Raw genomic sequence first — 18,640 nt, forward strand, 5'->3', positions numbered from 1 at the left:
TTACCTCTACTCGCTCAACCATCCAAACAAGCCTTCATCAAGTTTGAACATTACGTTGAAATAAAAACCTTGCAGGTTATAGCCTTGAGGATCGAGATCACTATCATCGAAGCCAATCACGTTATAGCCAATACCCGCTCTTAAATTTTTCATTACTAAATAATTAATACCCAAACCATAAGAGTATCGGCGACTACTTAAGCCATCAGTACCCAATACACCAGCATGAAGATCAAGATCCCAGCGACGATTTAAGTAATAGATAATACGACCATCAAAGATGGTTGATACAGAACTGTAATGTTGATCGTAATCGGTATAGTCTTCCCACTTAATCCCTACACGGCCAGAAAGCAACCAATTATACGAAGGTTGATAATTATGATGACTGGATAAAATATGAGCAGCACGTTTGATATCATTACGATCTATTTTCCACTCATAAGCACCCAACATGTTGTACTTATTAGTTAAACGAGGACGATATGCAATACCAACACTAAAATGATTATTCCAATTATTTAATGAATCTGAATTATCTATGTAACGATACTCTTCACGTACAAGGGCACTCCAGTCTTGGCTTAAACGAGTTACCCACGCTCCTAACACACCATAATAATCTTGTTGATCTCCATGACGATATTCTATTCGCCCTGTCGTTTTATAATTAGGGTTACGTACATCAGCAATACCCAAAGATGCCGCGACACCAGACTCCCCCTCACCACGAATCACTTCAATATATTCAACAGTAGGGTCAATACTGATTCCAGGGATTACCTCAAATTTACCGCGATAACCATTTGCAACTTCAAGAATGCGACCATCGGAGGCTCCTCGTTGGCGGAATTCACTGAACGTACTACCACCATGTATCCAATCAACATCAATACCTGCTGTAAATAAGCTAGTAGTACCACTACCTAGATTGCTAATACCGCCAATCGAATCAATATATTCATAGTTCGTATATATATTTGCTTGTTTATGAACATTCCAATCCGCTTGTAATTTAAAACGTCGTTGCTCATTACTATTAAAACTTTGTTCATACTCAGTATCTATACGACCAGCACGATCAAAGAGCGTAAAACTACGACCAATACCGACAATACCTGTCGTAAATTGTTCGGTATCTCCGCTGGTACTTTCATTTTTAATATAACGAGAACCTAGACGTGTAGACCAAGCACTTCCCAATAATTTAGTATCAATGGTAGCGCCTACTGACTGTTGTTTCTCACTTGTAGTCAGTGATTCGGAATGGTTCGCCTCAATATTTAGGTTGGTTAATCCCATTAATTTTTGGCGGTGGCGTAAGCGGAATTCTTGACGAGCAGGTATCACTCCACCTGTCGTATTTGTAAAGCCTTCTTGCGCATACGCATATTCAAGTTCGGTTTGTGATGAATCACTCCAATCACGTTTTAAACTCAACCTAGCTGCTGAACCTCGTTTCAATTTATCGGCTAAAACAGAACTGGTTGTGACTGTATTTGCGCTTTCACTGCCTTCATGAGTCATTGTTGCGACTGAAGCAGAAAATTGTGTTTGGCTATCAATATCATAATTTAACCATACACTACCAAGGTCATAACCCTCTAACTCATGATCGTTGGACTCATAGCTAATACCTGCAGCAAAATGGGGAGTGAATAAGTAAGATAACCTACCACCCGCAATAGTATATGCTTCTCCATCATCATCAATGTCATAGGCAATACGCACTTTAATTGGGTTAAGTTCTTCATCAAAACTTGGTACAGGGCGATTAAACTGAATATCACCACTGAAATAATCAAAGGTATAGTCAATATAACGCGTTAATGACCGCTCTTCTAAAACTAGACCTAAATTATTTCTATCATAGGTTACTAAACTAATAATATCGGAATGACGCACTATGCGCTGCTCACCAACGTTGTAAAACATTGCTGTACCATTACCATTAATTTCAACAACTTTATGTAAATCTTCTGGTCGCGATACATATAACTGAGCAATAAATTGTCCGTTATTATACATACTGTTAAAACCATTGAGAGTCTGACTTGTTACACCAATATCAGCACTATCAGCACCATCATTTGTACTGTAGTCTCCCCACATTACAAAATGACGCTCTCGTTCTAGTTTTGCAAACCATTTACTCGTGCTTCTTGCATCATAGCCACGAACACTAGCATCACCTGGTAACGGGTAATAACTATCTGGTGATATTTCACGTAAATAGTCTTCTTCAGACTTATCGCTATCATAACTTAATGTTAAGTGCATATTGCCTTTCACATTACCTTTTACAAATAATGCTGCACGCTCATCATCGGTATAGCTTTCATCTTTATATCCTTCCGCTTGACGAGAAGGTGCTTCGCCACTTATACGCCCATAGCGCCCTGTATACTCAAGTAAACCAGAAACAAACAATGGGCGATCTGATGCCACTTGGTAGACTTTTAATGTGTCTGAAAATAAATCTAACTCTGCAGTTACATTAACTTGTCCAGTTGTATCAGAACTACGTAGATAAACTGTTTTTTCACCATTAACAACACGAACTTGATGTCCTGTTTCTCCTTCTTGAATATCAGGATCTAACCAAATATTCCCTTTATCCGTGGTTAATGTGACAAAGTAAGTACCTCGCGCTAGATTATTATTTTCATCAAATAATTGCATCTTAACCGGTAATACTGAACGCCCGCCATCAGCCCTCAATACATCACCATCAGTAGACAAGCTAATACGCTCAGCTGCTTTTGGATGAGAAAAAACTTTAGACAGTAATACCCGTTCATTACCAAAACTATCATTTGCTTTAACTTCTACAAGGTTATCACCCGGCTCTAAATCCACCCCGTACCAACCAATTATTTGAGCATTTTGTGCGGTATTCTCAAGGCGTTCACCCATTTTTTCAGTCGGGATTCGTTGCCCATTCACAAAGAGAGATGGTTCAACATTCCCTTTAACAACCACAATAAATCGACCATGATAACTGTAATCATTTTTAGGCCAGTACCACGTCCCTTTATCCGCTTCTTCATCCGTTATCTTTAGAAAATCTTTTTCTGGTAATGGAATAGCATCTGCTAATCGATTATCCATATTCAAGCGTGATTCATATGGAATACGGTTATATTGTGTTGAGGTAAAGATCGTAGGGATATTTTTATCTGCTAGCTCTTGTTTCAATTTGGCTAATTTATCCTCCTGATGAGCAAAACCTATTTGTATCGCCGCTTTACCAGCATCAAGCGGATAGATATAAGCTTCATCTTTTACCTCAACAGGTAATAATTTAAATAGTGCTTTTATTTCAGCCAACTCACCTGTTTTATATTTTAACGAGTACCCCGTATATTGGTGTAATGTAGACGATGATAGCTGTACATTATTTTTTATTGGTGAATTAATTGCATTCGGGCCACTAACAATACCCGAGACCAATTCATCATTTTTTGGTCGTACTGTATTAGTACGTAATCCTTTAAAGTTATCCGCCGTTTCAATCAGCCAATCGCCATTGATATTACTATTACGAGATTTTAACTCATCTAAAATAGCTTTCTGATTATCCATTGGGCAAGGTGCTGAAAAGTCAGCTTTATGGAACTCTCCACGCCTTAAATCAACAAACCGAGAATCTCCCATACCAGCATTTCGAGTATCAATTGGCGATAGCGTAATACCTTGTGGCAATGTTTGCTTATCAACTTTGATGACATGGTTACCCGGTTTAACGCCAAACATTGAGTACTGACCATTTTCATCAGTAATGACATAATCACCTGTTTCTAAATAGATTTTCACACCACCGATTGGCCAAGTGTTATGTTTCATATCACTGCATTGAGCATCAACATAAACTTTACCAAAGATAATACCCCGCTCCGACATAACACCTGTTTGGGTGATCCCTAGTTGATACTTAGCAACATTTGAAATAACTGGGAAACCTCTATCCTCGGCACTAACATCACTACTTGATGACAAGGTATGAGAAATAGCTGACGCAGTATTCATACCATCGGAATCCACAGCACCGGCAGTTAATTGCAATACATAAGTAATGATATATACGCCATTATTAGGTGCGACATTAAGACCATCGACCTTACCGATATTATATTGGACGGTAGATATACCAATTTTTTCAGGATCAGGGATCGGCTCGTCATTTAAGCGTGAACTACCTGGCATATACTTAAAGCCATACGGTAGTTCATCAATAACTCGAGTATTATAAAGCGTTGAGTTTTTAAGATTATTTCTTAATGTTAAAGTATATTTAACAAATTCACCTATCTCAGCTGTTTCTTTATCCGCATCTTTTTGTAAAGTTAATGCTTGATCGATTCCAACTGGATCGAGCGGAATATCAAATATATGCTGAAACTGCCCTTCACCTAAACCTGGTATACTAATTAAACCTTCAAAAATAGGTAATCCATTTGTAGTAAAAATATAAAATAGCCCTGAATTAACGACGCCAGAGTATCCATTAGCACCATAAGAGGGAGCACCAACAGAGTAAGTATTAAATACGGTAGGATCTGTATATTTTGTTGGCCAAGTATAGTCTTCTGTGGGTTCAACAACGATAAAATAAGCTTCATCACTTACAGGTAGTTTAGGGAACAGAATATTACCATTAGCATCCGATACGCCTATTGCAATAGGTTCTCCAAGCACCTCAGGCACTTGTCCATTAACGGTTTGGTAAAACTTAACCGTTACACCTACAACACCAGGAATAAACTCACCTGAACCATCAAATATGTAATGGGTTGAATCAAATACAGTAAATTGTGGGCTAATTAATGCCGTATCCATTAACCCTGTACTAGTACCATCTTTATTAAATACAGTTACTGTTATGTTGTCATTTGGCTGGGCTTCAATTCGACAGTTATTATGCGTTTCACCGTTAAAGCCGTTCGCTGTAAGATTTAAATATTCATTAATTTGTGATTGAACATCTTCCGGTGGACCACTACTAATATTTGCTATATCACATTGCTCAGACTCTAATCGTTCACGTGGGTTATTAGGATCTTCTGGCTTAACCGCAAAAACAGGAATAATACTTCTAAACACGCCTGTATTTGGTCCAGTTTCCGCAAAAATCAAATTAAATGAATCACCGAAATCAGTATTTAATTTTACAGGGAACTCTGAATCTGCAGAGCCTATTATATCAATCTGAGATGGATTACTATTAGCGGCTGAATATTTAAAACTTATATAGATAGCATCTAACGTATTATCATAATTAGGCGTACCATATAAGTAATAAAAATCGGTTGGTGTAAATGTTGAGCCATCATTATGATTTAACGAAGTAACATTTAGATCAATATTACTTTGATCAATGGTTTCAAACGTAATATTAGAATCGCCACCTGACTGTAACTCAACCGGTTGTAATGTATTACATTGCTCATTACTTTCTACAGTCAGTGAATTATCAGCAAGAAGATCAACACTTGCTTGACTATAAATTTTAAATGGTTCTTTACCTGAAATATCATTAACTTTTGAGTAATAAGTGAAATGTCCGTTTGTATTCGGCGCCATATGGTTTGGAGTGACAAGGAACCCCATTTTCTCAACAATGCCTTGACCATTCCAAACAGAATAATCAACCCACTTTAATAGTCGAACATCACCATCACTGACGACTCCATCACTTAACCCAACCAATACTATCCCACCATTAAATATCGAGGTTGGAGGCATAATGATTCTTGGTGAATAATCTCTTGCAGGCTCGCCATCAATACGCTGATCTGGTTGAATCGTTACATTGGCTGGTAACTCAACTGAAATTAATACACCTGAATGGCTAACTTCTGCTAAACCACTATCACCATCACTAATGAAGAAAGAATAAGGTTCTTCAGCAGCTTCTGGACGTTCAGTTCCAACACTTTCGTAATTAACGCGATATTCAATATTCGTCCCTGTTGATACCTCAGATTGACAAATAGGATCTGATAAAATCGACAAATTAACTGCGGGGCCTTCTTTAATAATGATTTGTTGCTCATTTTTTCGTGTTAATGAAGGTTCACCGACTGATTGAGTATAAAATTCAAATAAATAATTATCATTTTCTATTGCTGTTACAGGAACAGATACAACATACGTAAGCTGTAAAAACTCTCCTGGTTTTAATATTGGTGTAATATATTTATTATTATCATTTTTTTCTAATTCTAGTCTTCTTTCACCTGAATTATTAATACCATCCCCATTGATATCATAAAACACATGTATTTCAGTTCCAGTTGTAAATATATCACCAGAATCACCTGCTAAATTTTTAACAAATAACGTATATCTATCTTTTATATTACCAGTATTTTCAATAACCTCAGGAAAAGTGACCCTACCACCAGGAGCACCAAATCTTATTGTTTCTGGTTCTTGAGTATTATCATCTTCAGGTGTTAGTGCATAATTATAAACAACAGCAACTCTAACCACTGCGTAGTTTGATAATATTATTAACGTTTCACCAAGCTCAGTATTAAAGTATTTAACTTCTGCTTGATTTTCTATTTTAGTACCTGCGTCTGTTATAGAATAAGCATATGAACTCAGACATAATAAAATGAATATAATAAATACTTTCACTTTAAACATTATTTTTAAGAGTGCCATAAGCGCTCTCCACTGGCTAATAATTCAAAGATAGTTAGGCTTATTAAACTTATTTAATTTAAATAAGCTTAATAAGCCTCCCTTATATAAGGGAGGCGTGATAGGTTATTCTTTGATTTTTACTACAAATTGGCCAACAGCGATATCACCTGCAACCAATGGACCATTTACGGTAAAGATTACATTTGATTCTCCAGCAACAACAGTAATAGCACTGTCTATATCACCACCCGTACCTGCTGATGGGTTACATAAAGGACCTACATCATCAAATTTCAATGCGTAATCTGCACTCGTTGGTTGCTTAATGTCACCCGTATCTGTCATATTACGACACTCAAGTAATCCACCAATATTGCCACTAACATCTGCAAATTCAGTATAACCTGTCAATTGATCTGAAATGACAGTATTCATTGCGTCAGTTGTACCTTGGTTTATTGCCACAAGTTTCCAAATAATACATTGACCAGGTTTAATATCGTCATATTGAACACGGTAGTCTTTATCATTATCTGCAACGCCATCACAATTACCATCTAGTGATGCATACTTACGTAAGCGTACTTGACCTTCAACAATTTTAGTTGAGTCTTTTGCATTCACCTCAAGACCTGATCCCCCCGTCGTTTCACCTTTAATGTCAGTAATGTTAACAAGACCATTACTTGCACTATTAGGCGTTAAGACTGTAACAGACATAGGGATTTTTTCACCTGGTTCAAGGGTAAACTCAGGCGTGGTATCAGTTGCATCATCACATGTAACTTCGACAGTAATAACCGTGACGTTATCTGTTTGTAAGACATCAACTGTACCTGAACCACCAAGTATTGAACAAACATTACCTAATTCAGTATCTAACGTACCATTACCATTAATATCAATAAGAATAGTATTTGAGAAACCAGGTTTATTGTTTGTTGAAGTTAGTAAAATATCTTCAGTCGTATTACCAGTATTCGTTAATGTATGAGCATAACTAACAGTACCACCCGCTTCTACTTGTTGGTTACGCGCTGTTGGCGAAATAGCAATAGCTGCGAATGATTCCACATCAATGGCCTCAACCTTACGGTTGCTAGCTAATGTAGAGTCAGATGTAACAACAATAGAGATGATGTAATCTAAATCACCATCAGGTGTTGCATTACCATCAATAGCATCTGCTTGATTACTATTAGCTAAAGCTTGTGCCGTATCAGAAGGTACAGATATTTTAGCTATTACGTGCTGAACAGCATTAGGTGCCAAACTTGACGTTTGAGTAATTACTGTACTTGATGGAGCTTTAATAACAGCACCCGTTAAACCATTTGTAATACCGTTATCAATAAAAGTTACTGACCAACCAGCAGGTAAAGCAGCATTCCATGAGGAACTTCCGGTGTTATAACTACCTTCAGCCCCTAATGTGAATGAATCACTAACACCACCTTTGTTTGCAATATAAATATCTGCATTAACAATACTACCTAACGCAACATCATTGAAGTGTTGAGCAACATCTGTTTTATCAAAACCATCTGAAACATCGACAGGTTGTACGTCAACACTGACGTCCATCTCTGCGGTAGTAAATGGTCTGTTTGCGACATCAACGGTAGGTGCGGAAATTTCACCCAACTTTTCAATTTTAGTATCTGATAGTGAGTTATCCCCATTAGACGTTGCTGTCACCGTCATGGTTGATTCCGTTGTTTTAGCTCCATTTGCTGGCAACTTAACCACAACACGGATCAATTTCTGGTTACAGTTAATTGTGAAGCCATATAATGTTTGTGGCGATGAATTATCACACGTTGATGCGAAAATTTGCCCAGTATCATCAATATTATCAGTTGGAGATGAATTATCTACCAGCTTCGCTGAACCATCTGCGTTCCAATATTCAACAATAGTATCAGCAGGGAATGTTGAGGTGCCTGTGTCGTAAGAAAGGTTAAAGATATCGTCTACATTACCTTCATTGGTCACTATGTTGAAGAAGATAACTTCACTACCTGCAGCTGCAGTATCTACAGTTTGTATATCATCTGAAGTGCCATCATCATCACCACCACCATTACCAGTAAAGTCACCATTGTGATTTATACCAGTATCTGTAATGTCAATACCATATTTTGTTTCAGAATCAGTCTTCGTTTTATCTGATGTATCTGGACCGGCTGTTTGTGGATTTGGATCATTACACTCACCAGGGCTAATATAAGCATTGTCACCATCTAGATCCGCACAAGCATACGCAGTGTTATAAAACTCTGTATCACCAGGTACTAAACTTGGAGAATACGCAACATAGAAAGTCATTAAAACTGAAGAGCTTTGAGCTAGTGATTCATCAATGGCGTAAACACCAGCGATACCCATATCAGTATCACTGCCATTTCCGTTAAGATCTAAACCACCATCTAAATCAGTCTCACCATTATCAGTTTGGTTACCATCTTTATCTAAATCAACACCTACCAAAGCCTCGTTTGTTATATCATCTTCAGCAGTTATTGGCGTATCGCCGTTAATACCAAGAAAACCTGAGCTGGTTGGATTATAAAGACTACCAGTACTGGTTTTTACAAGTACAGTCCCTTCTGGTACACCATCAAATATCACAAGTTTTTCTGCTGCTTTATTACCAGTATTTGTCGCTTTAATCTCATATTTAATTAAGTTAACAGGTAAATCATTTCCTCCATCGGTATCAACTTCAATACCTAAACTTGCCTCTGTACCTGCGCCTACAATATGGGTTGCTGTTTTATTTATATTAACAACTGCATCGGTTGTAATTCTAATTAAATCAGCATTAGTATCAGGTGCACCGTCGTAATCAATACCTTCATCTGATACAGCTCCTGTAACAGGACCACTTGTGCCTTCATAGGCTTTAGCCGTCAATGTAATCCCAATCGTATCTGTACCAACAGCGGTAACAGGAACTGCTGCCACCAAGATAATGTCATAAGATTGACCTCGACCAACACTGACTACATCATCATTATTAATTACTGGTTCACCAGTATCTGCAGTACCGTTACCATTTTTATCGTGGTACATAATAATACTATCAGCATTGATCGTATCTGTACCTCGGGCATCACCCGCTGGTAATCCTTGTGTATATGTTAATTTATAAGAGTCTGTACCATTACCGGTATTGGTTAAGGTATGCGCCAATGTTACTGGTTGACCAGGAGCTGCTGATTTAGTGATATCTGCTTCTATCTCAGCACTATAAACTTGCGCAACAGTTACAATGGCTTCGTTAGAATCCGCTGTAAATTTATTGCTCAAAGAATCTTCATAAGAGACTGTAGCTAAGTTTCTAATTTCAGTTCCAGCAGGAATTTGCGTAGCTGCAAGGGCTTGGCTAGTAATAGTACTTGCACCTATCGTTATGAGTCCCGCCGCAACCCATCGACTTATAGGTTTAAAATGCGTATTCATAAAGTGGTTACCTTTATTAGAGGTCATTAAGTTAATTTACGATAATGTAGCTAAACCCTTGCATTAGCATGGGGTATAATATTTCACTACCGCTTATTCAACTTCTATACGGTATGTGAACACTTGTTTCTCCTTTGCTTCAATTGGCACATTAGGCATCCAACGAATAGTGGTATATTTTTCAGGTGGAATAATGACTTCAACTTCTTTTCCATCTTGCATCACTATTCTTTTTACTGGTTCAGATTCGAACGTCTGTCCTCCATCGATACTGACAACAAATTCAGATTTAATTTTTGTATTGTTGGTACCAGAAACAAAAAATGTATTTTTTGGAATAGGACCTGTAATCACCAGTCCTTTTAATTGATTATCTGTATTATTTGTATAGGTTAATTGATATTCAATTTTATCATTTGGTACAACTTCATCAGCAGGTTCTAGTTTTTCATTTCCCTCTTTATCTATCATTACAACATATGCATCCATTTTACTTGATAGTGGTTCAATATCTTCAGCATAAACCGAGAAAGACATCACTACGCTAGTAAATAAAATTAGTAATAGTTTTTTCACAGTACACCTCATCCATTTAAGTTAATGTTGCGATAAAGACAATGCTATATATATGCCAAAAATAAAGATGTTATTTTTCAATTAAAAAACATTTAAATTTCATATGAAAATGCAAAAAGCTAATAAACACATCGCAAAATAAAAATCAATCTTAAAATAAATCAACATATGGAAATATAAACCAAACAGGTATAACAACCATCTTTTATTTAAGAAAAACTTTATTAGTTATTTTTGTTTGAAATTGATATCTTTAAATTATCAAAATAGTGTTTATTGTAAAAAAAATTGTAGATATTATTTTTAAGACAAAAACTTTTAATTATATTACTACTAGTAATATAAAAATAAAGACACAAGACCTCGAACTCATATAACTATGAACTATAACAGTCTCTTATGCCTTAAGCTTAATTCAACCTAACGTATAAAAGTTTAAAATATCTCAATTATGATTTTTAATCTTATTATTCAACAATCACTTGATAACTTACATACCCACTAACACGTGGTTCTAATACACCACTTATCTGCCATGATATGCTGCCATCATAGCCTATAGTATTATCTCCATCAGACGTTAGTACACTACATGATAAGCCTATAGGAATAGATGTTATAGATGAATGACAAGTAATCTCTGAATATAACTTAGTGAATTCAGGGATTGCATCAAACAGTACAATATTATCAATAGAAGCATTTCCATTATTAGAAAAATAAATCATATACTCTAATACATCATTTGGTGTTGCTTTATTTTTAATACTTTCAATACCATTTGTAGTCACATTTCTAACTGTTTTATTAATTTCTAATTGACCACTATCAGAAACTATTACTTTTATAGCATCAAGATTATTTTCTAACTCCATAACTCCATGTTCAGTGTCTGCCAGATCTTGATAGTTAATGCTTGCTTGTAATGTATATTGATATGTCGTTCCTATTATTGAAGTTTTAGGAACAAATGTTTTAATATAAAGACAGATCTCAGAAATCAGATCGCTATTAATATTAATAGGACTACTAATGATTGTCTCTGTGTCTATATCTAATTCTCCATTACAATTCTCATCATAATAAATCATACTCGACCATAAATTATTAGATGGTGAAATTTGACGATTAAGTAAAGAAAAAGACACACTCGCATCACTAAAGACAGATAACCGATGAGTAAATGATACTATACTTCCAGGAATCACTTCAGAATATCGATTTGCTGTTAATTCAGACGTTTTAATTTTACCAAAATTAATCCCTGTGATGATATCGCCAGCAGATGGATTTAATAATATTTGACTATCAGTAACATTATTTATATTTGGAGATACAGCTTGTTCTATCAAAGATAAATCAGACTCACTAATATCAATCCATGACGCTTGTTGTATTACTTTTAATAAAATATCATGATTAGCGACTTCGACTGGCAATATTAATTGATAAAATCCAGATCCCGAAGTTACGGTACTGGTAATAATATCATCAGTAGAATAACTCGTCGTTCCAACACCCTTATATATAGCTTGTACTACATAGCTTGCTATACCTTGTTCTTTACTACTCTGTAACCCATCATGAGCAACAGCCCCTATACCTTTACCGTTATCTTGAAATACAGTTCCTCTTAAAATAATACGATTAAGTAATGTAAAACGGTGATCTTCAACCTCTCCATCATTTGCTGTTCCTGTCGATGTATTACAATCACCAAGAGAGGAACAAACTCGTAAGCGCATTACAGTGTCACCATTAAACCCTGCAGCAGTTGTTGCATCTAATACTATAGGAATAGTATTAAGCCCATTAATAACAGTGGTTTCAATTGCAACGTGCTCATTCTGATCAGAAAAATCACCATCATTATTAATATCTACCCAGATATTAATAAACCCATTACCAATAATATCGACTAACAATGGCGTACTTGTTTCAACAATGATAGAAGCAGGAATACTCGCATCTTCATCATCCAAACCATGATTATCGTCTGCATCACTATCCATGCTATACCACGATAAAAATTCCGGATCCCATAATGCACCAATCTGAATATCTGCATTACCATCTAAGGTTAAATCAATATAAGGATGTGATGCTTGGCCATAGCTACTGTCAGCGTCACCATAATCAATTGCTTCAATACAACCGGCAGCATCATTCGCTTGTAACTGCGTCTCATCAGTCTCTAGCATAAATCCTGTACGTTGAGAAATAACATTAATTTGATAAACACTGGCTTTTGTATTCAGATCTATCGTGCCATTATTATCACTATCGTGATGCCCACCATTGGTAAACGCATAAATATTAATCCAATCATCTATTACTAAACCGCCAGGTTGCAATTTATTATTAGCATCAAGGTTTGGTTTTACACCAACAAAATTCAACGATGTCGCTACAACGACACCGGTATCAATATTAAGGCTATATAAATTGCCACCAACAAAATCAACTAAATACCCGAGCCCATTCTGCGCACTAATAGCAATATCAGCACCAACATCAACATTACCACCACCAACAGATGTACCTAATGTAGTCAGATCTAACAAAACAGTGGTAAATGTTTGTGTTGCAATATCAACTTTAACCAAAGAGTCCCAACTGGTTCTCCAGATGACTAATGTTGAACCATCTTGACTAATATCTCCGGCAGTTGGCGAAGCTAAGACTTTTCCGGGGGCTGATCCATACCCCGTATGTCTTAACCTATCACCTTGATTAAACGTAAAACTGTCTCCAGTATCTAAGCGTTTAATCGTTGACGTGCCAACGGCCGTTATCTCTCCTAAATCAATAAAACTTGTCCCTATTCGATCTGTAACAAAAAGGTGGTGTTCACGATCTGTTGTTGACATATCAGTGACGGTGCCATAAAACAGCCCTGTATTGCGATTAAAACCAATCGCATTAATATTATTTGAATTAGATAAATTTGTGATGGCAATCGGATCCACTAAATAATTCCATGACAGGGGATCTGACGTAATATCTAAATCGTTATAATTATAATCACTGCTTGCTTGAGGCTTTCGTGTTTGGACAATAACATCACACGTTGTATTAGGAATAAGGTCCGACACTAAAATACGGTAATCTTCAACTTCACCATCTGATGCTAATCCTAATGGTGTCGTACAATCATTACGACCACATACTCTAAATCTTGCGTAGGTATACCCTATTGCAGCCGTCGCAGGAACAAAGAGAGTATAATTATTTACTCCTAATATTCCGCTGGTTTCAGTAATAATTTGCTCATTTTGATCTAACCAATCACCATCTTGATTCCAATCAATCCAGCCATAAATATAGACATCTGTTTCAGCTCGAATAGGATCTTCTGTTACGTTAATACTAATATGGCTATTAGTCCCAACCGTCATGCTTGATGATATAATTACTCCATCTTCATCAGCGATATGATTAGCATCATCTGCCGTTGCAGAATTATCGTGTAAAGTGCCAATATCGGCATCCCATTCATCGCCTAACAATAAGTCAATTTTACCATCATCATTAATATCACTTTGCACATGTTGAGCACCGCCATTTTGATAAGTGGTTTGATAATCACGATATCCGGTTGCTACTGTCGTGTCAGGCGCATCTCCGTAGTCAGAACCTAAAACATTCGGTGCTGCAGTAAAACAGCCCTTTTGTAAATTCCATGCAGCCCCTGTACTGCCTGTAAAACCAAACCGTACTGTATTTGTTCCTAAATCGGTTCGAATATTACGTGTAAAAGATCCAATCGTTTGTCCGTCTAGTTTATAGGTAAAAATATTCGTTGTAGGATCCCATTCAAACTGAGCAATATGATAGCGTCCATCTTCCAACTCACCGCTATTAACTGATGTCGCAGGTATTAGCGTTGTCGCTGGAGAAGTATTATAAATTTGACCATTTAGATATACGCCAGTGTGATCGATATATTGGCCTCCTACGGCATCATCTGTCGCACCTAAAAAAGTATTGTCAAAAGTATCAAACTCAAAAACGATCGATGGTGACACAGGATTACCACCATTAACGGGTCCGACTCCTAATTCCCCACCGAAACCACCAATAGCATTAATTCCTCGTGGATCAGCAGATAATACAAAGGTCATTCCATCTGCGCCTATTTCACCAGCCGCCCCTCCAGAATTTGCACTGCGATCACCTAAATAAACTGCTAACTCTGCATATAGCGGCTGATTTAGATCGATAAAATCAAGACTCCATAGATACCCTTTTTTATCTCCTTGATTTGGCGTCACAATATATTCGCCATTAGTATCTACATAAGCATCTTCTCCTGCATATGCTCTTGGGGCGTCACATGTTGCTGGTTGAATAACATTTGTAATTACAGGGGTGACAGCATCAGTATCATCTTCACCATTTGAAAAGCCATTATCCGGTGTTGAATCAATATCTTGTACATCTGCCGTCTTAATCTCAGCATCAATACTCCCCGCAGTGAGACTTTGAGGTGCGAGACGAATAATCGCATAATCATTAAAACCAGTACCGACATTACCCAAATCAATAATCCCAGTAACAGGATCATATTCAGCTGTTGTTAATGGTGTTACACCATCACCTTGGTAAGCACGAACAAAACTATAACCAGAAGGAATAGGGAAAGATAACGTGGTATTAGAGACGATTGTTGTACCATTATTCATCACACTCGCAATGACATTAAATGGTACGCCCACAGTCACTGTTGAAGTTGGATCAAGACTTAATGTCAGCTCAAGATCACCAATGGGCGTCAAATTTATAAGGTGATCTTCTATTTCACCATCACCTGCACTTCCCGTCGGTTCTGCACAGCTTTTTGACGCAGAACATACACGTAAACGAATAAAGCTTTTATCATTGATAATAACATCATTCGGAACAATAAAATTTAGTGTCGCATTTCCACTTGACGTTATTGCTACCATGGCGCTTTCTTCAGTTTCAAAAACACCGTTATTATCAAAATCAATCCAGCCGTAAAGATTATCATCTCCAGAGCTCACAACTGGCACAGTAATAGAATAAGTATCTCCACCAACTAAAATTGAATTAATCTCAGTATAAATAAAACCATCTTCATCATCGGGTTTTGCACCATTATTATCATCTCCATCTGCAAATAACGATACTTGACCATCACTTTCACGATCTGGAGATAACATACCAAGATAGGGTGCTGCTCCTGTGATTAAATGCCGAGGCCCATCATTCGACAATGACGTACTATAGCTATCCGGCGCATCCCCCCAATCAATTAAAATAGTTGCGAAACGACAACGCGCACCATCATTTTGAACTGTGGATGAATTCGTTTGGGTAAAGTTTTCTGCCACATAATTATTCAATCCAAGATTTGGATCTGTAATATCAATACGAACAATCCGACCTGGCGATGGGTTCTGTGCTGCATACATGAACCCTTGTTCATCAAAATACACCGCTCCCCATCCCGAATTAGTGATACCAGCACTCCCAACGCTGCCAAGTGCTGTTCTTCCCCCTGTTATTGGATTAAAACGATAAAGTTCAGCGGTTATTGTTAATGTATATAGTTGATTATCTACAGGATTGAATGCCCAATCAGCCATAGGTGGCGCTGAAGTAGAGATCACACTGAGTTGTTGTAAATAAGTCGCACTATTGGGATTCACATCAATTTGATACATTTCAGTACCATTACTATGAAGTAAGTATAAAACCCCATTATTATCAATATCGCCACTATTGTAGTTATTTTGTGCCATCGTTGAATTGGTAATTGGTAAAATAAATACATCACCATTACCATCAATCATTAATACATCATCATCTTCCCGAATATTATCGCCAATAATCGTATTCGTAATAAAATTATATCCACTACCACCAAATACCCCTATCGCACTCGCTAAAACATCATCAAATAAGGGGGTTACAGTCCCTTGTGCTAAATCAATACTCGTAATATCTGTTGGTGCATTTTTTAATAAATACGCAAACTTAGAGCACGTTGGATAAGGGGTATAAGAAAAATCAGCAAAATTAATATCTGCAATATTCGCTGATACACTGACAGTTTGAACATTTGAACTACTCGAATGATGATTGATAGGATCGCCAATTGTCGCACCATCATATCCACCCGCTAATGGATCAAGTATTCCCGCAGTAGGTGGACAAGTTGGGTTGACCATATCAACCTCAAGTGCTGCTTCATAAATATCATAGTTACCCACAGGTACTGATAATTGATAAGCTCCCGTTAAAGCATCTGAGGTTGTGGTATAGCAAATATTATTTGTTATATCGTGTGCGATAATATTAACCGCAATACCTAACCCACTTTCATCACCCTCTTTAGTACCGTTATGTTTAATCCCTGTTACGCCTCCATTATCATTAAAGACAAAACCAGAAACGACTGGGGTAATCAATATTTGATGATCTTCAACCTCGCCATTTTTTACTGATCCATAAGCACGTTCATCGCTACTAGTTACACCATCATCAATGAGAGTTGAGTCTGTAATTCTAAAACGCGAATAGCTATCACCTATAGTGGTAACGAGTCCACTCCAAGATAATGTAGCGGAACCATCGCTAACAGCAGACAAATCATTACAATCTGCTGAAGCATATTCACTAACTTCAAAATCCCCATTTTGATTAATATCAAGCCAAGCATGCACAGTAGCCCCTAAGTCACCACTTATTGCATCATAATCATTACAAATAGCCGTTAAAGTATGTTCAGTACCAGAAACAATGATCGCATTAGAAATCACATCTTCATCATTTTCTGCATCCCCTTCATTATCATCATCAGTTGCATTCAAATTGATATCAACGCCATCAAAAAAAGCATTACTATCAACATCTGGAGCAGTTGTTCCTAAATAAATAACACCATCAATTTGATGGGCTGGACCTCCTGATACAGATAATGTTTCATAGTTTCCATTCATTGTGCCAACACTTGGATCTGGTGCATCACCATAATCACAAGCACTACTATCACTCACAACAAAATTGGCCCCACCAAAATGATAATTATTATTAGCATGATCATTAAAATGAGTGGTATGAGCGAAATAAATACCATTAGCAGGATCAATGCTTAATACCCCTGTTCTGACTGGCGAGGTTTCAATAACGGTGCCATCGTCTTGCATTGTTGTTAATTGAATGGTGGTTGAATTATCAGATTGCACATACATTTTCATCCGATAGCGCTTAAAGCTATCTGTTAAACGCCCTGTATTATTGGTCATATTATTAACAGATTTATTGGTATAATTTATAGTCTGATTGATCCCATTCCATGTTGCATGACTACCTACCCACAACGCATTATCACCAATTAAGACACCGTTCATATTTTGATGATCCGTTAACCAAAACATCGGGTCTGTATCACTATTAGCAACCCACCCACCTTTTAATCGAAATTCAATTTCAATACCAATAGGGTAAGTAAAACTACTTCCGGGAGAGAGAATTTCTAATTCGAAACGTTTAAGAGGGTTACCCACCGAATTTGCGGCGCTAGAAACAAGTTCATCACCAACAATAGACATGCCACTGAACCCATCTGCTGGATCACTATTATAATTGTCTAACGTAGTAATGCTGGCGCCATTGACTACTTGAGTTGAATCACTACATATTAATTCAGAAGCATGACTCATTAATGAGAAATTAATGAATAAAAATAAACTAACATAAAGTATTTTATTGAATTTTTTAAGATTCATAAAAACCTCGGCGTATATATCTTTTCTCAAATTAAAAATTCAAATCATTTTTAACAAAAGAGGCAAGATATAAGCCAAAGTTTTATTTTTAATAATGCACGAATTATTTTTATTATTAGACTGTTTTATAAACTATTTCACTTTAACGCGATAGGTCACATAGCCATTTTCTGCTGGGGCTAACGAAC

At 36.8% G+C, this 18,640-nt stretch carries 4 protein-coding genes; all 4 read right to left on the reverse strand.

The genetic code is table 11. The features are described from left to right. Positions 1 to 6: 6 nt before the first annotated feature. Positions 7 to 6,672 carry a hypothetical protein gene (locus tag I3259_RS15575; protein WP_238030482.1) on the reverse strand — a complete coding sequence of 2,222 codons (6,666 nt, stop codon included), beginning with the start codon at positions 6,670 to 6,672 and terminating at the stop codon, positions 7 to 9. A 105-nt stretch (positions 6,673 to 6,777) separates the two neighbouring features. Beyond that, positions 6,778 to 10,119: a hypothetical protein gene (locus I3259_RS15580; RefSeq protein ID WP_238030484.1), complete on the reverse strand. Its 3,342-nt coding sequence runs from the start codon at positions 10,117 to 10,119 to the stop codon at positions 6,778 to 6,780. Positions 10,120 to 10,212: 93 nt separating this feature from the next. Continuing rightward, positions 10,213 to 10,695, reverse strand: a complete 483-nt coding sequence (locus I3259_RS15585; RefSeq protein ID WP_238030485.1) for a hypothetical protein — start codon at positions 10,693 to 10,695, stop codon at positions 10,213 to 10,215. A gap of 467 nt (positions 10,696 to 11,162) precedes the next feature. Continuing rightward, positions 11,163 to 18,452 carry a GEVED domain-containing protein gene (locus tag I3259_RS15590; protein ID WP_238030486.1) on the reverse strand — a complete coding sequence of 2,430 codons (7,290 nt, stop codon included), beginning with the start codon at positions 18,450 to 18,452 and terminating at the stop codon, positions 11,163 to 11,165. Positions 18,453 to 18,640 lie beyond the last annotated feature (188 nt).

The organism is Photobacterium sp. Ph5, assembly GCF_022129445.1.
Taxonomy (GTDB): Bacteria; Pseudomonadota; Gammaproteobacteria; order Enterobacterales; family Vibrionaceae; genus Photobacterium.

Bases quoted from the DNA above. Each gene is read 5' to 3' on its own strand.
- I3259_RS15575 (WP_238030482.1), bottom strand. From the start codon at position 6,672: ATGGCACTCTTAAAAATAATGTTTAAAGTGAAAGTATTTATTATATTC.
- I3259_RS15580 (WP_238030484.1), bottom strand. From the start codon at position 10,119: ATGAATACGCATTTTAAACCTATAAGTCGATGGGTTGCGGCGGGACTC.
- I3259_RS15590 (WP_238030486.1), bottom strand. From the start codon at position 18,452: ATGAATCTTAAAAAATTCAATAAAATACTTTATGTTAGTTTATTTTTA.